The 15,284-nt window shown below is 44.3% G+C and carries 17 protein-coding genes; 11 read left to right on the top strand and 6 right to left on the bottom strand.

What is annotated here, in order from left to right; genetic code table 11:
• Nucleotides 1-340, top strand: a 340-nt coding sequence (locus CYQ88_RS05240; protein ID WP_199170161.1) for a cation-translocating P-type ATPase C-terminal domain-containing protein, incomplete at its 5' end; no start/stop codon positions are given.
• Nucleotides 341-368: 28 nt separating this feature from the next.
• Here the strand turns inward: CYQ88_RS05240 and CYQ88_RS05235 are convergent.
• Nucleotides 369-692, bottom strand: coding sequence for a DUF1840 domain-containing protein (locus CYQ88_RS05235; RefSeq protein WP_101840298.1), 324 nt, complete (start codon nt 690-692; stop codon nt 369-371).
• 155 nt (nt 693-847) lie between these two features.
• Between CYQ88_RS05235 and CYQ88_RS05230 the strand changes: the two genes are divergently transcribed.
• Nucleotides 848-2,254 carry a deoxyribodipyrimidine photo-lyase gene (locus tag CYQ88_RS05230; protein WP_101840297.1) on the top strand — a complete coding sequence of 469 codons (1,407 nt, stop codon included), beginning with the start codon at nt 848-850 and terminating at the stop codon, nt 2,252-2,254.
• Nucleotides 2,255-2,307: 53 nt separating this feature from the next.
• The gene (locus tag CYQ88_RS05225) at nt 2,308-3,159 is read left to right on the top strand and encodes a MerR family transcriptional regulator (protein ID WP_101840296.1); all 852 of its coding nucleotides are present in this window, start codon (nt 2,308-2,310) and stop codon (nt 3,157-3,159) included.
• On the opposite strand, the gene CYQ88_RS05220 is transcribed toward CYQ88_RS05225, so the two are convergent.
• The gene (locus tag CYQ88_RS05220; RefSeq protein WP_101840295.1) at nt 3,148-3,585 is read right to left on the bottom strand and encodes a PAS domain-containing protein; all 438 of its coding nucleotides are present in this window, start codon (nt 3,583-3,585) and stop codon (nt 3,148-3,150) included. The two genes, CYQ88_RS05225 and CYQ88_RS05220, sit on opposite strands and share 12 nt — an antisense overlap.
• 147 nt (nt 3,586-3,732) lie before the next feature.
• On the opposite strand from CYQ88_RS05220, the gene CYQ88_RS05215 reads away from it, so the two are divergent.
• The 3 genes from CYQ88_RS05215 to mtnN are packed head-to-tail and all read left to right on the top strand — an operon-like array spanning nt 3,733 to nt 5,894.
• Nucleotides 3,733-4,641, top strand: a complete 909-nt coding sequence (locus CYQ88_RS05215; protein ID WP_101840294.1) for a glucosaminidase domain-containing protein — start codon at nt 3,733-3,735, stop codon at nt 4,639-4,641.
• 12 nt (nt 4,642-4,653) lie between these two features.
• The gene (gene luxS, locus CYQ88_RS05210; protein WP_101840293.1) at nt 4,654-5,175 is read left to right on the top strand and encodes an S-ribosylhomocysteine lyase; all 522 of its coding nucleotides are present in this window, start codon (nt 4,654-4,656) and stop codon (nt 5,173-5,175) included.
• A 5-nt stretch (nt 5,176-5,180) separates the two neighbouring features.
• Complete coding sequence (gene mtnN / locus CYQ88_RS05205) at nt 5,181-5,894, top strand: 5'-methylthioadenosine/S-adenosylhomocysteine nucleosidase (RefSeq protein ID WP_101840292.1); 714 nt, start codon at nt 5,181-5,183, stop codon at nt 5,892-5,894.
• A gap of 64 nt (nt 5,895-5,958) precedes the next feature.
• Here the strand turns inward: mtnN and CYQ88_RS05200 are convergent, their stop codons facing one another.
• Entirely contained in the window at nt 5,959-7,455 is a 1,497-nt protein-coding gene (locus CYQ88_RS05200; RefSeq protein ID WP_158236010.1) for a diguanylate cyclase, read from the bottom strand.
• A gap of 168 nt (nt 7,456-7,623) precedes the next feature.
• Between CYQ88_RS05200 and purT the strand changes: the two genes are divergently transcribed.
• The 3 genes from purT to rpoH all read left to right on the top strand — a co-directional run bounded on the left by purT (nt 7,624) and on the right by rpoH (nt 10,658).
• Complete coding sequence (purT, locus tag CYQ88_RS05195; protein WP_101840290.1) at nt 7,624-8,805, top strand: formate-dependent phosphoribosylglycinamide formyltransferase; 1,182 nt, start codon at nt 7,624-7,626, stop codon at nt 8,803-8,805.
• Nucleotides 8,806-9,082: 277 nt separating this feature from the next.
• Nucleotides 9,083-9,517: a flagellar protein FliS gene (locus CYQ88_RS05190; RefSeq protein WP_101840289.1), complete on the top strand. Its 435-nt coding sequence runs from the start codon at nt 9,083-9,085 to the stop codon at nt 9,515-9,517.
• Nucleotides 9,518-9,794: 277 nt separating this feature from the next.
• On the top strand, nt 9,795-10,658 hold the full coding sequence (rpoH, locus tag CYQ88_RS05185; RefSeq protein ID WP_101840288.1) for an RNA polymerase sigma factor RpoH: 864 nt from the start codon (nt 9,795-9,797) through the stop codon (nt 10,656-10,658).
• Between the two features lie 84 nt (nt 10,659-10,742).
• Here the strand turns inward: rpoH and CYQ88_RS05180 are convergent, their stop codons facing one another.
• Genes CYQ88_RS05180 through aroK form a run of 3 tightly spaced genes read right to left on the bottom strand, consistent with a single transcriptional unit; the run spans nt 10,743 to nt 13,317 of the window.
• The gene (locus CYQ88_RS05180) at nt 10,743-11,636 is read right to left on the bottom strand and encodes a D-hexose-6-phosphate mutarotase (protein WP_101840287.1); all 894 of its coding nucleotides are present in this window, start codon (nt 11,634-11,636) and stop codon (nt 10,743-10,745) included.
• 31 nt (nt 11,637-11,667) lie between these two features.
• Nucleotides 11,668-12,756, bottom strand: a complete 1,089-nt coding sequence (gene aroB / locus CYQ88_RS05175) for a 3-dehydroquinate synthase (RefSeq protein ID WP_101840286.1) — start codon at nt 12,754-12,756, stop codon at nt 11,668-11,670.
• 36 nt (nt 12,757-12,792) lie between these two features.
• Complete coding sequence (gene aroK / locus CYQ88_RS05170; RefSeq protein WP_101840285.1) at nt 12,793-13,317, bottom strand: shikimate kinase AroK; 525 nt, start codon at nt 13,315-13,317, stop codon at nt 12,793-12,795.
• A 127-nt stretch (nt 13,318-13,444) separates the two neighbouring features.
• Here aroK and gmk point away from each other — a divergent pair, with 127 nt between their 5' ends.
• A complete protein-coding gene (gmk, locus tag CYQ88_RS05165; protein WP_101840284.1) occupies nt 13,445-14,062 on the top strand; it encodes a guanylate kinase in 618 nt (205 codons plus the stop codon).
• A gap of 18 nt (nt 14,063-14,080) precedes the next feature.
• Nucleotides 14,081-15,265: a DegT/DnrJ/EryC1/StrS aminotransferase family protein gene (locus tag CYQ88_RS05160; RefSeq protein WP_101840283.1), complete on the top strand. Its 1,185-nt coding sequence runs from the start codon at nt 14,081-14,083 to the stop codon at nt 15,263-15,265.
• Nucleotides 15,266-15,284: the final 19 nt, after the last annotated feature.

Here is a 15,284-nt window from a genome sequence, read left to right as displayed (position 1 = left end):
CTCTCAAGAATTTCATCGTCAAGCGATGACCATGACGTTGTTAGGGGCAATTACCTGTCAGATGGCCAATGTCTTTACATTACGTTCCTGGGAAGATTCCCTTTGGAATTTAACCCACATCAATAAAATGATTTGGTTTGGGGTCGCGATGGAAGCGGTCTTTATTGTTGCGATTTTATATGTCCCAGCGATTCAATCTATCTTTAATACTGCGACAGTACCACTAGAAAATTTCTGGCTATTGATACCCTTCCCCATTTTATTAGTGCTTAACCACGAATGGTATAAAGCTCGGCAAAAAGCCAAATGGCAGACAACATCTGTCGAATATAGTGCTTAGAAGTTTAATCCCAAACAACGCTCGCAATTTAACCTAGCCACCCGAGGGTAGAAGAGCTTTCCCACATAATATCTTCACCTGCCTTAACTGCAGCTGAAAGCAGCTCAATCAAAGGTGCCGCTCGATGCGAAAGACTCACAACCGGTTCATCTGGATCATTACGCTCAATTGGAAGGACATTTTTCCCTGACTCGACCGCAGCGATTAATCGACTCAGTGCCTCTGGTACATCTTCCGCCAATATTGCTCCGGGGACTGTTTGAGAGTGTCCCATCATACTCAACATTTTAAGCGCCACCTTTTCAAACATAGCAATGTCTGCATGCGACTTTGTTTTAAATGTGATTAACATCTTGATATCCTCTTTTTAACCACCTTACCACAACCGCCCGATTACGACACCAATGCATTATTTATAACACACTCAATCACGGGATTAACTTATTACCTGTACACAATAAGTACATATTTTGTATAATTAAAATTTACTTTCCTCAAGGAAATGAAATGAGAACCTTAGTCTGGCTACAGAGAGAGCTACGCATTCAACACCACCCTGCCTTGGAAAGCGCTCTGGCTAATTCCACAAAAGTGATTGTCGCCTATTTCCACGATCCGAAACAAACCCTTGGCCATGCAAATTCTGCTTGGTTAGCACAAAGTTTGCAACAATTACAGCAGGACTTTCAAAATCGAAAAGGCCGGCTCTGGCTAATCGAAGGGAATTTTTCTGAGCAACTGAATTCCGTCATTCGCCAACATCAAATTGACCAAGTTTGCTACACCTTTCAACCTGGGCATCCGTTTACAAGTTGGCAACAACAAGCTCTTGACGTATGCCAGCACTTAGAAGTGCCGCTAGTGCCCTATCACACCGAAAACTGGCTACCTTATAACCAATTACTGAATGGCTCAGGCCTGCCCTATAAAGTCTTCACGCCCTTTTACAAATCCGTCATGTCAAAACTATCACGACTTGTGCCTTTTGGGTCACCCAGTACTGACTTGCAAAAAACCACGCGTATCTCCTGCCCGAGTGAATTCCAAACACTGCCGAATGACTTACAAAATCTGTCCAATCAGGCTTGGGCTCAGAAAATCATGCAGCACTGGCAAGTTGGCGAGAGCCAGGCCTGGTTGAAATTAGATCAGTTTGTCGCCTCAAGACTAGATTCTTACGAAGTGAATCGAGACCTGCCAGGTGAATCCGGCACTAGCATGATGTCACCGCATTTACATTTTGGTGAGATTCATTCTCGCGCAATTTTATTTACCCTAGCCCCACTAGAATCGTTAAACGGCCAAGCTATACACATTTGGTTAAGGCAACTCGCTTGGCGAGAATTTGCCAGATCGATTTTGTGGCACTTCCCCGCCAGTGAACAAACCCCTTTCCAATCAAAGTTTGTCGGCTTCTATACGGAACGAAACGATTTTGACGAACAGCAAGCCAAAATCTACCAGGCCTGGTGCCAGGGGAATACGGGTATTCCGATTATTGACGCGGGCATGAAACAACTTTGGGAAATTGGCTGGATGCACAATCGAGTACGTATGTTGGTGGCGTCTTGGTTAACCAAAAATGCCAACATCGACTGGCGACTGGGAGTTGATTGGTTTAATGACACTTTAGTGGATGCCGATCCGGCCAATAATACCCTAGGCTGGCAATGGGTGGCAGGATGTGGCGTGGACGCCGCGCCCTATTATCGACTCTTTAATCCAATTCGCCAAAGCGAAAAGTTTGATGCTAAAGGAAAATATATTACACACTGGCTACCCCGCTTAAAACATTGCCCCCTTCAAAACCTCCACCAACCCAATGACACGAACTGTTACCCTCCCCCCATTATCGACCTAGCACTCAGCCGACAAGCGCACTTAAGTCGACGACAACAATTAAAGAATTGTTAAAACAGCCCCGGCTTTAGCTTGACGAATGTATAACAATTGTATAGGATTAACGAATGAGAAAATTAAATCCACCACAAGAAGCCCTATTGCCGATCCGAGAAGTTGCCAAAATTACTGGCATCAACCCGATTACACTTAGAGCCTGGGAAAGACGTTACAGTTTGATTGAGCCAGTGCGCACTGAATCTGGCCACCGCCTCTACACCTATGAAAATATCAAAACCCTCAAGGAAGTGATACGACTGACTCAGCAAGGGGTGCCAATCAGTCAAATTAAAAGCCTACTAGACCAGCCCAAAGCACCTGCGATTGAGCCACAAACAGAAGCCAGCTTAGAAAACTTACTGATAGAGTCCCTTGAAAAAGCCGATATTCAAACAGTTAATCAGCTTTTGGACAACATTATAGCTGACTACGTAATGGGGTTTTGGCAGCCGCTATTTTCTCGAACAACGCTTTCTCTCACGGAAAACACGACCGCGAGTCAGCTATGGTATAGCTTAATGGTTCCCCGTTTACAGTCGCGTCTTCACCTTTCTTACCGGCAACTGCCTACTGACTTGCACCCAATTTGGGTTCAATGCTCAGAAAACACACATATTTTATTGGGTATTTTAGCGGCACTAAATTTGGTCTCTCAAGGATATATGCCACTGCTACAACCTAACAGCGCCATTCAGTTTGAGCAACTGGTACCGTCTCTACAAACACTGCATTGTCATGGAGTCGCCTGGGTCCATGCAACCCCATCACCCGCATTAGACGACTGGCGAGCTTGGACTCAAGAACACCCTAGTTTTGAGTTATTTTTATTTCTCAATCAACCGGATATGAATGCATTTGGTCAAATGCAAGTACAATTGTTTGATTTAACGACCTTTGAATCAGCTAGCTTACCCTTCTAGCTGCTGAAGCTTTTTCTGGGCAGCTTCAAGCTGCTGCTTTAGCTCAACTACCTCAGAAACATCTTTTTGAATCCCAATATAATATTGGCGACGATCAACCTCATCGTAAAACGGCGTAATACTCAATTCATTCCAAAAACAACTGCCATCTTTACGATAGTTTTTTAAAATCGTTCTAACGGGTTCATTGGTTTCTATTGCTTCTCGCACAGCCCTCACTGCTTCAGGATCACTATCAGCCCCTTGCAAGAAACGACAGTCACGATAGAGAATTTCTTGTGGCGCATAACCGGTTAATTTTTCAAACCCTGGGTTAACATAAATCAAAATGGTATCTTGACCTTCTTTTTCGGCAACGGTAATGCCATCCTGGGCATTTTCTACCAATTGCAACAAGGTGGAATAACGTAATTTAGAATCTTTCATACACACTCTCTTTGTAGGGGTATAGCAAAGTAATCATTCTAACCTGCCAAAGCCGTACAACAAACTATTATGAAAAATGTTTTGGTTGAAATTCACCATTAACTTGTTATAGTTTCAGGCCATTGCTTCAAAGTCAGAGGATGACACATGTCTAACATTATCCGTTTATTTTTTATGAGCTTGCTTGCAAGCAGTAGCGCCATCGTGATCGGCTGCTCCGATGCAGACAACACCACACCGGTAACCGCCGAACCCACTCAAAGTGCCGCAACGAAGCAGCCGTCGACCCCTGAATCCCCTGCGATCAAAAAAGCCAAGGAAACCGAACCCCTCGAGTCGGATGCTAGTTCAGAACCAAAAATCACGACCCAGCCCAAAACACAAAATACGCAATCAGATCGCTTGCCGGCCATTCCAAAATTTAAAGACTTTGCCGCAGGTCCACCGAGAAAACAGGCTTTCTTTGACTTTATGGCACCACTGATCAAGCGTGCTAATGCCGCTATTCTAGAGGATCGGGAACGGTTAAAAGGGCTGATCAGTTCCCATTCAATGGAGAAAAATGGCCAGGCCTGGTTAAAAAAACAAGCCAAACGCTATGGCGTAGATAATTTTAACCCCAGCAATCAAGCCGATTTAACCGCTTTATTGACGAGAATAGACGCTATTCCAGCGGCATTAGCCTTGGCACAAGGTGCCAATGAAAGTGCCTGGGGAACCTCGCGTTTCGCCCGCCAAGCCAATAACTATTTTGGGCAATGGTGCTTTAGTAAAGGCTGTGGACTCGTCCCTAAACGACGCAATGATGGCGCTTCTCATGAAGTTCGCGCCTTTGACCACCCGTACCAATCGATTGTCAGCTATATCCACAATTTAAATAGCCACCGAACCTATGAAAAGCTACGCCAGATTCGAGCCCAGACCCGTCAAAAAGGTCAAACGCCCACAGGATTGGAAATGACCGAAGGTCTGGTCAACTATTCTGAACGCAAACACGAATATGTCAAAGAACTCCAAAGCATGATCCGCTATAATAAACTCACTCAATACAACTAAAAGGACGTTACCATGCCACTACTCGACAGTTTCACCGTTGACCATAAAATTATGAATGCGCCAGCTGTACGCGTTGCAAAGACCATGACCACGCCCGGCGGCGATACCATTACCGTTTTTGATTTACGCTTTAACAAACCCAATGAATCCATGATGGGCGAAAAAGGCATTCACACCTTAGAACATTTATTCGCTGGGTTTATCCGCAATCACCTCAATGGTAATGATGTAGAGATCATTGATGTCTCACCAATGGGCTGCCGCACTGGGTTCTATATGAGCTTAATCGGCACACCTAGTGAACAACGCGTTGCCGATGCTTGGTTAAAAGCCATGCACGATGTGCTCAAGGTTGAGAAAATGAATGACATTCCTGAACTCAACGAATATCAGTGTGGCACCTATAAAATGCATTCTTTAGAAGAAGCTAAATCCATTGCCCAAAATATCATCGACCATGGTATTGGCGTCAACAAAAATACGGATATTGCTTTAGATGAAGCGACGCTTAAATCGCTAGGTAATGAGGTATAGACCGGATGAAAGTGGCTATTATTGGCGCTATGGAGGAAGAAGTATCTCTTTTACGTGATCAAATTTCCGACCTCACCATCGAAACCCACGGTGGATTCGAATATTATCTTGGCCAAATTAACGAAACGGATGTGGTGCTACTCAGATCTGGCATTGGTAAGGTGAATGCGGCAATTAGCACCGCTTTACTGATCAAACTCTACGAACCGGATTATGTGATCAATACCGGATCCGCTGGTGGCTTTCATACCGATCTTGAGGTGGGGGATATTGTCATTAGCTCTTCTGTTTGCCACCACGATGTCGATGTCATGGCATTTGGTTACGAACGAGGTCAAGTTCCCGGACACCCGGCTTGCTATCTACCCGACTCAGCCTTAATTGCTGCCGCCAAAGCCAGTATTGATGCACTCAATGAAGTCACACACATGCATGGCTTGATTGCAACAGGGGATCGCTTTATGCATCAACCAGAAGATGTAGAAACCACTCGCGGCTATTTTCCTGACATGATTGCCTGTGAAATGGAAGCGGCCGCTGTGGCTCAAACTTGCCATGTGTTTGAAACGCCTTTTGTGATTATTCGATCCTTATCGGATATTGCAGGCAAAGAAAATGCCGTGACTTTTGAGCAGTACCTTGAGCAAGCAGCAACCCACTCAGCCAAGGTGATTTTAGAAATGTTAAAACACTTATCTCGTTCAGAAAAACTGGCTTAAGCTCTCAAAATGCACAGCGTCTCAAAGATCTCAGCGAGGCGTTTTCTTTATCAATCAGTTTAGCTTAGGGTTCAAAATCAGCGCAGGACATTGACTGAGCCCAATAGGCACCCTGACCTAACTGACAACCCCATTCCGCGAGACTATTGGCATCACCTTCAGACGTGACATTCGTTGCAATCAGACAAACATCCAGGCTTTGACCCATTTGGATCATTGCTTGAACCCACTTCCGACCGGCGTCGGTTTGCATTGCCTGATGGAGCCAATCTCCATCAAACTTAAATTCTTGCACTGAAAGATTGGCTAAGCCCGTTAAATCCAAAGGTGTTCTGCCAATTCCCGTCAAGGTGATTTGCCCCCCTTGCTCCGATAAATCTACTAAACGATCCACTAAGCCATCCACGGTTGATAACTGCTGTAGCGAAAAAACAAACTGGCACTGGTTCGCCATTAAATTGGATTGCTGTAACTTCTGCATCAAGATGGAGGCAAGGTCCTGTTTCGCTGCCAAAGCATCTAGGATTGGAACCGACACAACAAACTCTGCATGCTGCTGAGTCCATTTTTTAGCGAAAAAACACCCCGAATCTAACAACCAGTTGGCCATCGACAACCCCTTGCCACTTTGTACCAACAACGACATCCACTGATTCATCGGTTGTTTGTCATGCTCACGGACAACCCAAAAAGGTTTAATCATGCCACCTACAACTCGACGTTGCTTCAAATCAATCTGGGGCTCAATTTCAAGATCAAATTCGCCAGCCATTAAAGCTTTTTCAAATGCTTCTAAGGTTTTTGATGACTGGTGATGAAGTTGAGATTGCACATCATCATAAAATCGAAAAGTCTGCTTTCCATCCGTTTTCGAAATGTAGAGCGCCTGGTCTGCCCTCTCAATTAACTCTGAAGACAAAGTGGTGTCATCTGGAAAGGAAGCTATACCAATACTAGTGGAGGTACGGACTTCATGACCATCAAACCAATAAGGTTTGGTTATATCATGAATAATACGTTTGCAAATTACTTCTATTTCATCTCGCTGATTCAACTCTGCCAATAAGATGACAAACTCATCACCGCCTAATCGACTCACAATATCACCTTCGCGCACGGAGGCCACCAAACGGCCACTGACATGCCGCAACAGCTCATCACCTATCTGATGCCCGAGCGTATCATTGACGACCTTAAAGCCATCTAAATCTAAAAACAGTAATGAAAAGGGTAATTGATCTTGTTTGGAACGCTGAATCAAGTTTTCTAAAATATCGTGAAAATAGGCGCGATTAGGCAAGTGTGTTAAAGAGTCGTAATTGGCCCTACGCACCAGATCGGTCGTCCGCTGATTGACTTCAGACTCTATCAAATAAGCAACATCTTCAGAGTCCGAAAAGCGATGTTGTAACTTTGTCATTAACCGCTTTACTTGAGCGGTTTGGTTCGTAATATGAAAGATATCCAGTGCAGAATTCTCGACACGACGCCCTGCAACCTTTTGCAATTTTGGCTCCGAATCTAAAGTCTGTAACACATCAAGTTGAGCATAATTCGTCATGATCATTTCCCTTTTACTGCACTGAACGCTTTTCCCGCTGCAACCGACGGTATTTTTCAGCAGTTGATCTAAAATTCACTATAATGTTTGCTTTACAGTAAAGTTATTGACACACCTGCCGATACGTTCCTGTTTTATTTTTAAAAATCTACAAGCAAAGGGGATGCCATGTTGCACATCGGAACACCATTTTCAAAGACCGCCACTAAAATATTATTGTGCGGTGCGGGCGAATTAGGCAAAGAGGTCGCAATAGAAGCGCAGCGCTTGGGAATGGAAGTCATCGCATTGGATCGATACGAGCATGCGCCAGCCATGCAAGTAGCAGACCGGAGCTATACATTAAGTATGTTAGATGGCGAAGCCCTGCAACAGATTATTGAAACCGAAAAGCCTGACTATATTGTGCCTGAAATAGAGGCGATTGCCACTGATACGCTGGTTGCTTTAGAGGAAACAGGATTTAATATTGTTCCGAGTGCCAAAGCAACGCAACTGACAATGAACCGAGAAGGCATTCGCCGCCTTGCCAGCGAAACCCTTGGCATTCCGACCAGCCCCTACCTATTTGCAGAAACCTTTTCAGACTTCGCCCAAGCTGTTGAAACCATCAGTATGCCTTGTGTGGTTAAGCCGATTATGAGTTCGTCTGGCAAAGGTCAAAGCGTAATTCAATCAGCAGACGATATTGAATCTGCGTGGCAAATTGCCCAAGAAGGTGGCCGGGCAGGCAAAGGGAAAGTGATTGTCGAAGGCTTTATCGACTTCGATTATGAAATCACCCTATTAACGGTGCGTCATAAAAATGGCACCGCCTTTTGCGAACCCATTGGCCATATTCAGCAGGATGGCGATTATCAACAATCTTGGCAACCACATCCTATGACGAAAAATGCATTACAAGCTGCGCAGGATGTTGCACGAAAAATTACCGAAGCCTTAGGGGGTTGGGGACTTTTTGGCGTTGAATTGTTTGTGAAAGGCGATGAGATTATTTTTAGTGAAGTCTCGCCTAGACCTCATGATACTGGCTTAGTCACGCTCATTTCTCAAGACCTATCTGAATTTGCTCTACATTTAAGAGCCATGCTTGGCTTACCCATCCCTTCCATTCGCCAATTTGGGCCCAGTGCATCCAGTGTCATTTTACCCACCGGCCATTCCAGCGAAACAGTTTTTAGTGGTTTAGAAAACGCTTTAAGCGAACCTGACACCCAGCTCCGTTTATTTGGCAAGCCTGAAATTTCTGGTCGACGCCGCATGGGCGTTGCATTAGCTAAAGGGCAAGACATTGAAGAAGCAGTACAAAAGGCAAAAACCGCTGCATCTGCCATTAACAGCCATTTTTAATATCACACCCTCAGCATTCAACTGCCAATATCCTGGCGGCAATCTCTGCCAGTTCCGCCAAATGACTGTCAAAAATAGCCAGGCCTGGCTATTTTTTTCGTACTGGAATGACCTTAACCCCCCTTTCAATCAAGGGTACACGACACCTAATGCTATTTTTGGCACACTCTCTGCTATTCGTCCAGTAACAGAATTACTTTAGACATTTTGTTCAACTTTTAAAACAAGGTTGCTAAAGATTTTTAAATTCGACGAATAAAAAAACAGGAGCACGACCATGACGACCAATCCAACTATGGCTGCAGAGATAAAAGCACCAATCTTGCAAGAATATAGCCGTGACCAAAATACGGAAACGCATTTGGCCAATAATCCAAGCAAAACTATTTTGTTACTGCTACAAGGGGTTGTCGACAAAGGCAACTTAGCCAAGGTTTGCCATCAGAGCCAAGCCTTTGTCGAAAAGGGTTTTCACCTTGGTCGAATGACCACCATCTTGGATGCGCTTCGCGATAGACTGGCTTTTTCACAAGAAACTTCGATTGCGTATGATCTTGAAGAACTTTATCGCTATGCAGATAAAGCAGTACAAGAAGCGGTATTTGAACAAGACTGCTTCTATCTTGACAGTGCTGTCGAAATCTTAACTGAGCTGCGTGACGCTTGGTTGGAAATGATGCATCAGTCTGGACAGCTTTCAGAAAACGATTAATTCGCTCTTAATCGAAAACTCTCGCTTTCCACTTAAAGCCAGCACCTCCTTTTGCTGGCTTTTTTTATATCTTAAAAAAATCCCGCAATAAAAACCCCGCCAACAAACCTACAAACCTACAAACCTACAAACAACTTACACTACATTACTTAATACACTGTTATATATAACATTATTATAAAATAGATTATCATCGAATAATATTAGCACTCCCTTGACTTGACTGCTAACAGCTTGTACACTGTTTATCATTCAACGTTAACTGGAGATTGCTTACATGACAGATGCAATTCAATCAAAAACCCTTATGCCATCGGTTCACAACTTGGCGCCGGGGCAAAATATTGAAAGCTATTTACGCACTGTGCAGTCGCTTCCGCAATTAAGCGCACAGGAAGAAATGTCTCTGGCTGAAAAACTCTATTATCATGCTGATCTAGAAGCAGCGAGACAACTCATTTTGTCATCTTTACGATTTGTGGTTCCGATTGCGCGCACTTACAAAGGGTACGGCCTACCTCTTAGCGACCTCATTCAAGAAGGTAATATTGGTCTAATGAAAGCGGTTAAGCGCTTCAACCCTAATGAAAAAGTACGCCTAATGACCTTTGCTGTTCACTGGGTTCGTGCTGAAATCAATGAGTTTGTGATTAAGAATTGGCGGATTGTTAAAACGGCAACCACCAAGGCGCAACGCAAGCTATTTTTTAAACTAAGAAGCACCAAAAAGAATCTAGGGTGGTTTAGCGACAAAGACGCCGATACCGTTGCCGAAGAACTGGGCGTTACCCGTAAAGACGTACTAGAGATGGAAACACGACTTTATGGTCAAGACATGTCCGTAGATTTAACGGCCGATGAAGAAGAAAACAGTGGAAAAACCTATCCTGTTTTGGTTAGTCAGTCTTTAGACCCTGAAGCACAACTTATTAAAGAAACCCAAACAGACTTTGATTATCAGCAACTGCACCAAGCACTAAAACAGCTTGATCAACGCAGCCGAGATATCTTACAACAACGCTGGTTATCAGATAATAAGGTGGGCCTGAAGGCGCTATCAGAACAGTACAAAGTATCAATGGAGCGTATTCGCCAAATCGAGAAGCAAGCCATGAAAAAAATACAAATGGCCATCAGCTGAATAGCGACAAATTAAGCTGTGCAATTTAAAAGGCGTCGATAATGATGCCTTTTTTATCATAATTCCATCGTTTTCTAACGACAATCAAACCATAGAGAGCGTCATGCTCATCGTACGAGAAGACTGGCTGTCAAGGAAAATGGCATTCTCCAAAACATTGCCAACCTCAACACATAACATCCCTGGCCAAGCATCATTTTCAATATCGGCAAACCCTTGAACAATTTCAGAACCCGGATTCCAAACCACTGCAGAAGCCGTTCCCGTATTCTGCAAAATAAATTTTCGTTGCCACATCGAGTCTGTAACGCTTAATGCTCCTTGCTGGTTCAAAAACACGGAATCAATCGGTGGCTTAATCGCTAAATCACCTAACTGCGTCACTGGCGCAGCGGACGTTAATTTATCGTGACACTCACTACCTTCAAGTCCGGATACCGTCATCGCATCCGTATCAGAAATGGCAAAATAACTATGAAAGGCTTCGGTAATTTGTTGGGGCTGGTCACTCAAATTTGTCGAGGTCAAAGATACTTTTAGGCTCGCCCCAACTTCAATTGTTAAAGATAATTTAAAAGGCACAGGCCACATCGCTAAAGTAGCGTCATCCGACTGCGTTTCCAATCGCAATCGCGTTAGCCCTTCGTTCAAAGCTTCCGCCGTCACCAACTGCCAAACCCGACTCCGAACAAACCCATGTGCTGGCAAACCTTCTTGCGGAGCTGGGCCAAACCAAGGCCAACAAATCGGAATACCACCTCGAATCGGTTTAGAGCCATCATAAACAGCCGTTTTTGAAACCCATAGACAGTCTTTAGCACCTGAAAGGTTTGGTTGAAAACTTAATAGATGCGCGCCATGTGTGGTTAAAACGGCTTGACCCTGTGCGTTCGTCACTCGAGTCAAAATCAACGCACCCTCTTGCTCAAACGTTAACCCTGCTACGTCTGAAAACTGCTGCCTAAGTTTCTCTAACATGGTGCCCCTTCAATTACTTTGAATAAGCTGCTTAACGATATTCCTGCAAAGTCGCTTCTAGCATCTCTGCGGGATAATCTCCCGTCACATAAGCTTGGCCAATGGCTTTCAATAACACTAAACGAATTTTACCTGCTTGTACTTTTTTATCACCCGCCATTAACGCTAAGAATTGCGCAACGGATAACTCAGCCGGAGGCAAAATAGGCAAGTGTGCGGCGGTAAAAATTGCCGCTATGCGTTGTTGATCATCATCCGACAAATCACCAAGCCGACGAGATAAATCTACTGCCTGCATGGTCCCCGCACTGACACCTTCGCCATGCAACCAACAACCATAGCCCATCCCTGCTTCTATCGCATGACCAAAGGTATGACCTAAATTGAATAAAGCGCGTAACCCGGCTTCTTTTTCATCTTGAGCCACAATCGTTGCTTTATTTTGACAAGAACGTTCAATCGCTTCTGCCAGCAAAACGGGGTTCCGCTCAAGCAGGCCTGGTAGGTTTTGCTCTAACCATTCAAAAAATGGCTTATCCACAATTAACCCATATTTGATCACCTCAGCCAGCCCAGCTGAAAGCTCTCGATCAGGCAGGGTATTCAGGGTTTCGCTATCGATAATCACGGCTTCAGGTTGGTGAAAAGCGCCAATCATATTCTTCCCTTTGGCATGATTGACACCCGTCTTGCCGCCTACGGAAGAATCTACTTGCGACAATAAGGTGGTTGGAACCTGAATAAAATTGACACCACGTTGATAACTAGCCGCCGCAAACCCGGTCATATCGCCAACAACCCCACCGCCTAATGCGATAAAAGTACAATGCCGATCGAAACGATTTTCAATGGCCACATCAAAAATCTCATTCAATACCGTTAAGTTTTTATATTGCTCACCATCTGGCAATACCACCACCTGAACTTCCAAGTTAGGCTTTGCGGTCAGTAAAGTTTGATGGAGTTGATCTAAATACAAAGGCGCAACTGTGGTATTGGTCACAATCAATACTTGAGTTCCTTGTAGATGGGCGCCGAATAATTCGGATTGATGAATTAGGTCTTGACCAATAAAAATGGGATAACTTCTATCTCCCAAGGCTACCGTTAATGTTTTCAATTGACACTTCCTTACAACTAATATGAATCTAAAAAGTTATACCTTATTAAGCGCTTCAACCTGATCCAAAATCTGGCGTACAACACGATGAATAGAGACCTGTTCTGTTTGAATAACCAAATCAGCCACCTCCTCATAATAAGGTTCCCGCTCATCGATTAATTGTTTAAGCACACCCTCAGGGTCTTCTGTTTGCAATAAAGGTCGATTACGGTCATGACGAGTTCGTTGCACTAAAGACGTCACTGAAGATTTGAGATAGACCACAAAACCACGTGACCGCAGATGCTTACGGTTTTCAGCAGATAAAATTGCACCGCCACCCGTCGCTAAAACCACTTCCGGCTTTTGAGTCCATTCATCAATCACCTGTTCTTCACGCGACCGAAAACCTGACTCACCTTCGATGTCAAAAATCATTGGGATGGAAGCACCCGTTCTTTCTTCAATAACATGATCACTATCGACAAATTGATAATGTAATCTGTCCGCTAAAAAACGACCAACTGTTGACTTGCCGGCACCCATTAGTCCGACTAAAAAAATACTTTCTTTAAACATAGTGCTATTGTAACCCAAGGCGCTACCGATTGAATCGGAATCTAGCGGTGTCAGACTGACTTCTTAAACTCAATTCTCTTAAACTCTGCTAAAATACACCTTTTTTAGACTAAAACAAGGCTCGATTATGGCTGGATCACTTTTCATCATCTCTGCTCCATCTGGTGCTGGCAAAACCTCTTTGGTCAGTAAATTGATAGAAAAAGACCAACTCATTCAAGTCTCGGTTTCTAGCACCACTCGACCCAAACGGCCAGGGGAAGAAGATGGCATTAACTATCATTTTTTGACGGTTGACGCTTTTGAGCAAAAAGTTGCCCAACAAGATTTCTTAGAACACGCAAAGGTGTTTGATAATTATTACGGCACTTCTAGGAGCAGCGTTGAAAAGCAACTCAACGAGGGCAAAGATGTCATCTTGGAAATTGATTGGCAAGGCGCACAACAAGTACGGAAATTAATTCCCGAAGCCATTAGCATCTTTATTCTGCCACCGAGTTTAAAAATACTTGAGCAACGCCTTAGAAACCGGGGGACAGACAGTGATGAAGTCGTTAACCGACGAATGCAAGACGCCGTCAGTGAAATGACACATTATTGCGAGTTTGACTATCTTGTTATCAACAATAACTTTGATATTGCTCTTGATGAACTTCACACCATTTTCTTGGCAAACCGTCAATCCCTAAACCGCCAAGTAAGTCAACACCAAGTATTAATTAACGAGATGACCCAACCCAACTGATTGCAAAAGGAAACCGCCATGCCAGGCTTTGAAATTTTTGATGATGCCGAGAAAAACCAAGTCAATGAAGTGATGAATCAAGGATTCACGTTCCGCTACAACTTTGATGGAATGCGTAATGACGTGTGGAAAGCCCGCGAACTAGAAGGATTGATTTGCGACACTTTAAAGGTACAACACACTCACCTTGTTTCAAGCGGTACCGCAGCCTTATCGACAGCATTGATAGCAGCCGGCATTGGCGCGGGCGATGAAGTGATTGTTCCACCATTTACCTTTGTCGCATCCGTTGAAGCCATCGTATTAGCAGGGGCAATTCCAATTTTTGCTGAGATTGACGAAACCCTAACGCTTTCTGCAGAAGGCATCGAGGCGGTCATTACCCCAAGAACCAAGGCCGTTAATTTTGTACACATGTGCGGAAGCAGCGGACACATGGATTCCATTAAAGCCGTTTGTGACAAACATCAACTGATTTTGCTTGAAGATGCCTGCCAGGCAACAGGTGCAACCTACAAAGGCCAAGCGCTCGGTACGATAGGTCAGGTCGGCACACTTTCATTCGATTCGGTAAAAACCATCTCTTGTGGAGAGGGCGGTGCAGTCCTCACCAATGATACAAATATTTACCAAAATGCGCATCAATACTCTGATCATGGCCATGATCATATTGGCTTGGATAGAGGCGTGGAATCCCACCCCATAATGGGAACCAACTATCGTATCTCTGAAATGAATGCCGCCGTTGGCGTTGCACAATGGCAAAAGCTGGATCGCATCCTAACAACCCAGCGCCGCAACAAGAAAGCCCTTAAATCGGCATTGTCGCAGTACGCCGAAGTGCGTTTCCGTGACATCCCAGATGAAGCAGGGGATAACGCAGGTTTTTTAAGTGTCATCCTCCCAACAGAGTCTCGAACGCAGGAAGTTGTCAAAGCGCTTGGCGAAGCAGGCGTACCAGGAGTTTTTTATTGGTATGCCAATAACTGGCATTATTTAAAAAACTGGACACACATTCAACAGATGAAAAGTTCCGCTAAGCTCCCGATAGACCTTATTGTGGATCGACCCGATTATACCCAAGTGAAAACCCCAAAATCCGATGACATTATGAGTCGAACTTTTTCAATGCTGATCAATCTAAGCTGGTCAGAAGCCGACATTCAGATGCGTATCGATGCATTTGCCTCGATTTTCAAATAACACCGCACACAAAACTGCC

Source organism: Hydrogenovibrio sp. SC-1, from assembly GCF_002848135.1.
In the GTDB taxonomy this organism is placed as follows: domain Bacteria; phylum Pseudomonadota; class Gammaproteobacteria; order Thiomicrospirales; family Thiomicrospiraceae; genus Hydrogenovibrio.
This window is presented reverse-complemented; position numbering and strand designations above follow the sequence as displayed.

Coding starts and splice junctions, on each gene's coding strand:
- luxS (WP_101840293.1), top strand. CDS start 4,654: ATGCCACTACTCGACAGTTTCACCGTTGACCATAAAATTATGAATGCG.
- CYQ88_RS05200 (WP_158236010.1), bottom strand. CDS start 7,455: ATGACGAATTATGCTCAACTTGATGTGTTACAGACTTTAGATTCGGAG.
- CYQ88_RS05230 (WP_101840297.1), top strand. CDS start 848: ATGAGAACCTTAGTCTGGCTACAGAGAGAGCTACGCATTCAACACCAC.
- gmk (WP_101840284.1), top strand. CDS start 13,445: ATGGCTGGATCACTTTTCATCATCTCTGCTCCATCTGGTGCTGGCAAA.
- purT (WP_101840290.1), top strand. CDS start 7,624: ATGTTGCACATCGGAACACCATTTTCAAAGACCGCCACTAAAATATTA.
- CYQ88_RS05220 (WP_101840295.1), bottom strand. CDS start 3,585: ATGAAAGATTCTAAATTACGTTATTCCACCTTGTTGCAATTGGTAGAA.
- CYQ88_RS05180 (WP_101840287.1), bottom strand. CDS start 11,636: ATGTTAGAGAAACTTAGGCAGCAGTTTTCAGACGTAGCAGGGTTAACG.
- aroK (WP_101840285.1), bottom strand. CDS start 13,317: ATGTTTAAAGAAAGTATTTTTTTAGTCGGACTAATGGGTGCCGGCAAG.
- CYQ88_RS05235 (WP_101840298.1), bottom strand. CDS start 692: ATGTTAATCACATTTAAAACAAAGTCGCATGCAGACATTGCTATGTTT.
- CYQ88_RS05215 (WP_101840294.1), top strand. CDS start 3,733: ATGTCTAACATTATCCGTTTATTTTTTATGAGCTTGCTTGCAAGCAGT.
- CYQ88_RS05190 (WP_101840289.1), top strand. CDS start 9,083: ATGACGACCAATCCAACTATGGCTGCAGAGATAAAAGCACCAATCTTG.
- mtnN (WP_101840292.1), top strand. CDS start 5,181: ATGAAAGTGGCTATTATTGGCGCTATGGAGGAAGAAGTATCTCTTTTA.
- CYQ88_RS05160 (WP_101840283.1), top strand. CDS start 14,081: ATGCCAGGCTTTGAAATTTTTGATGATGCCGAGAAAAACCAAGTCAAT.
- CYQ88_RS05225 (WP_101840296.1), top strand. CDS start 2,308: ATGAGAAAATTAAATCCACCACAAGAAGCCCTATTGCCGATCCGAGAA.
- rpoH (WP_101840288.1), top strand. CDS start 9,795: ATGACAGATGCAATTCAATCAAAAACCCTTATGCCATCGGTTCACAAC.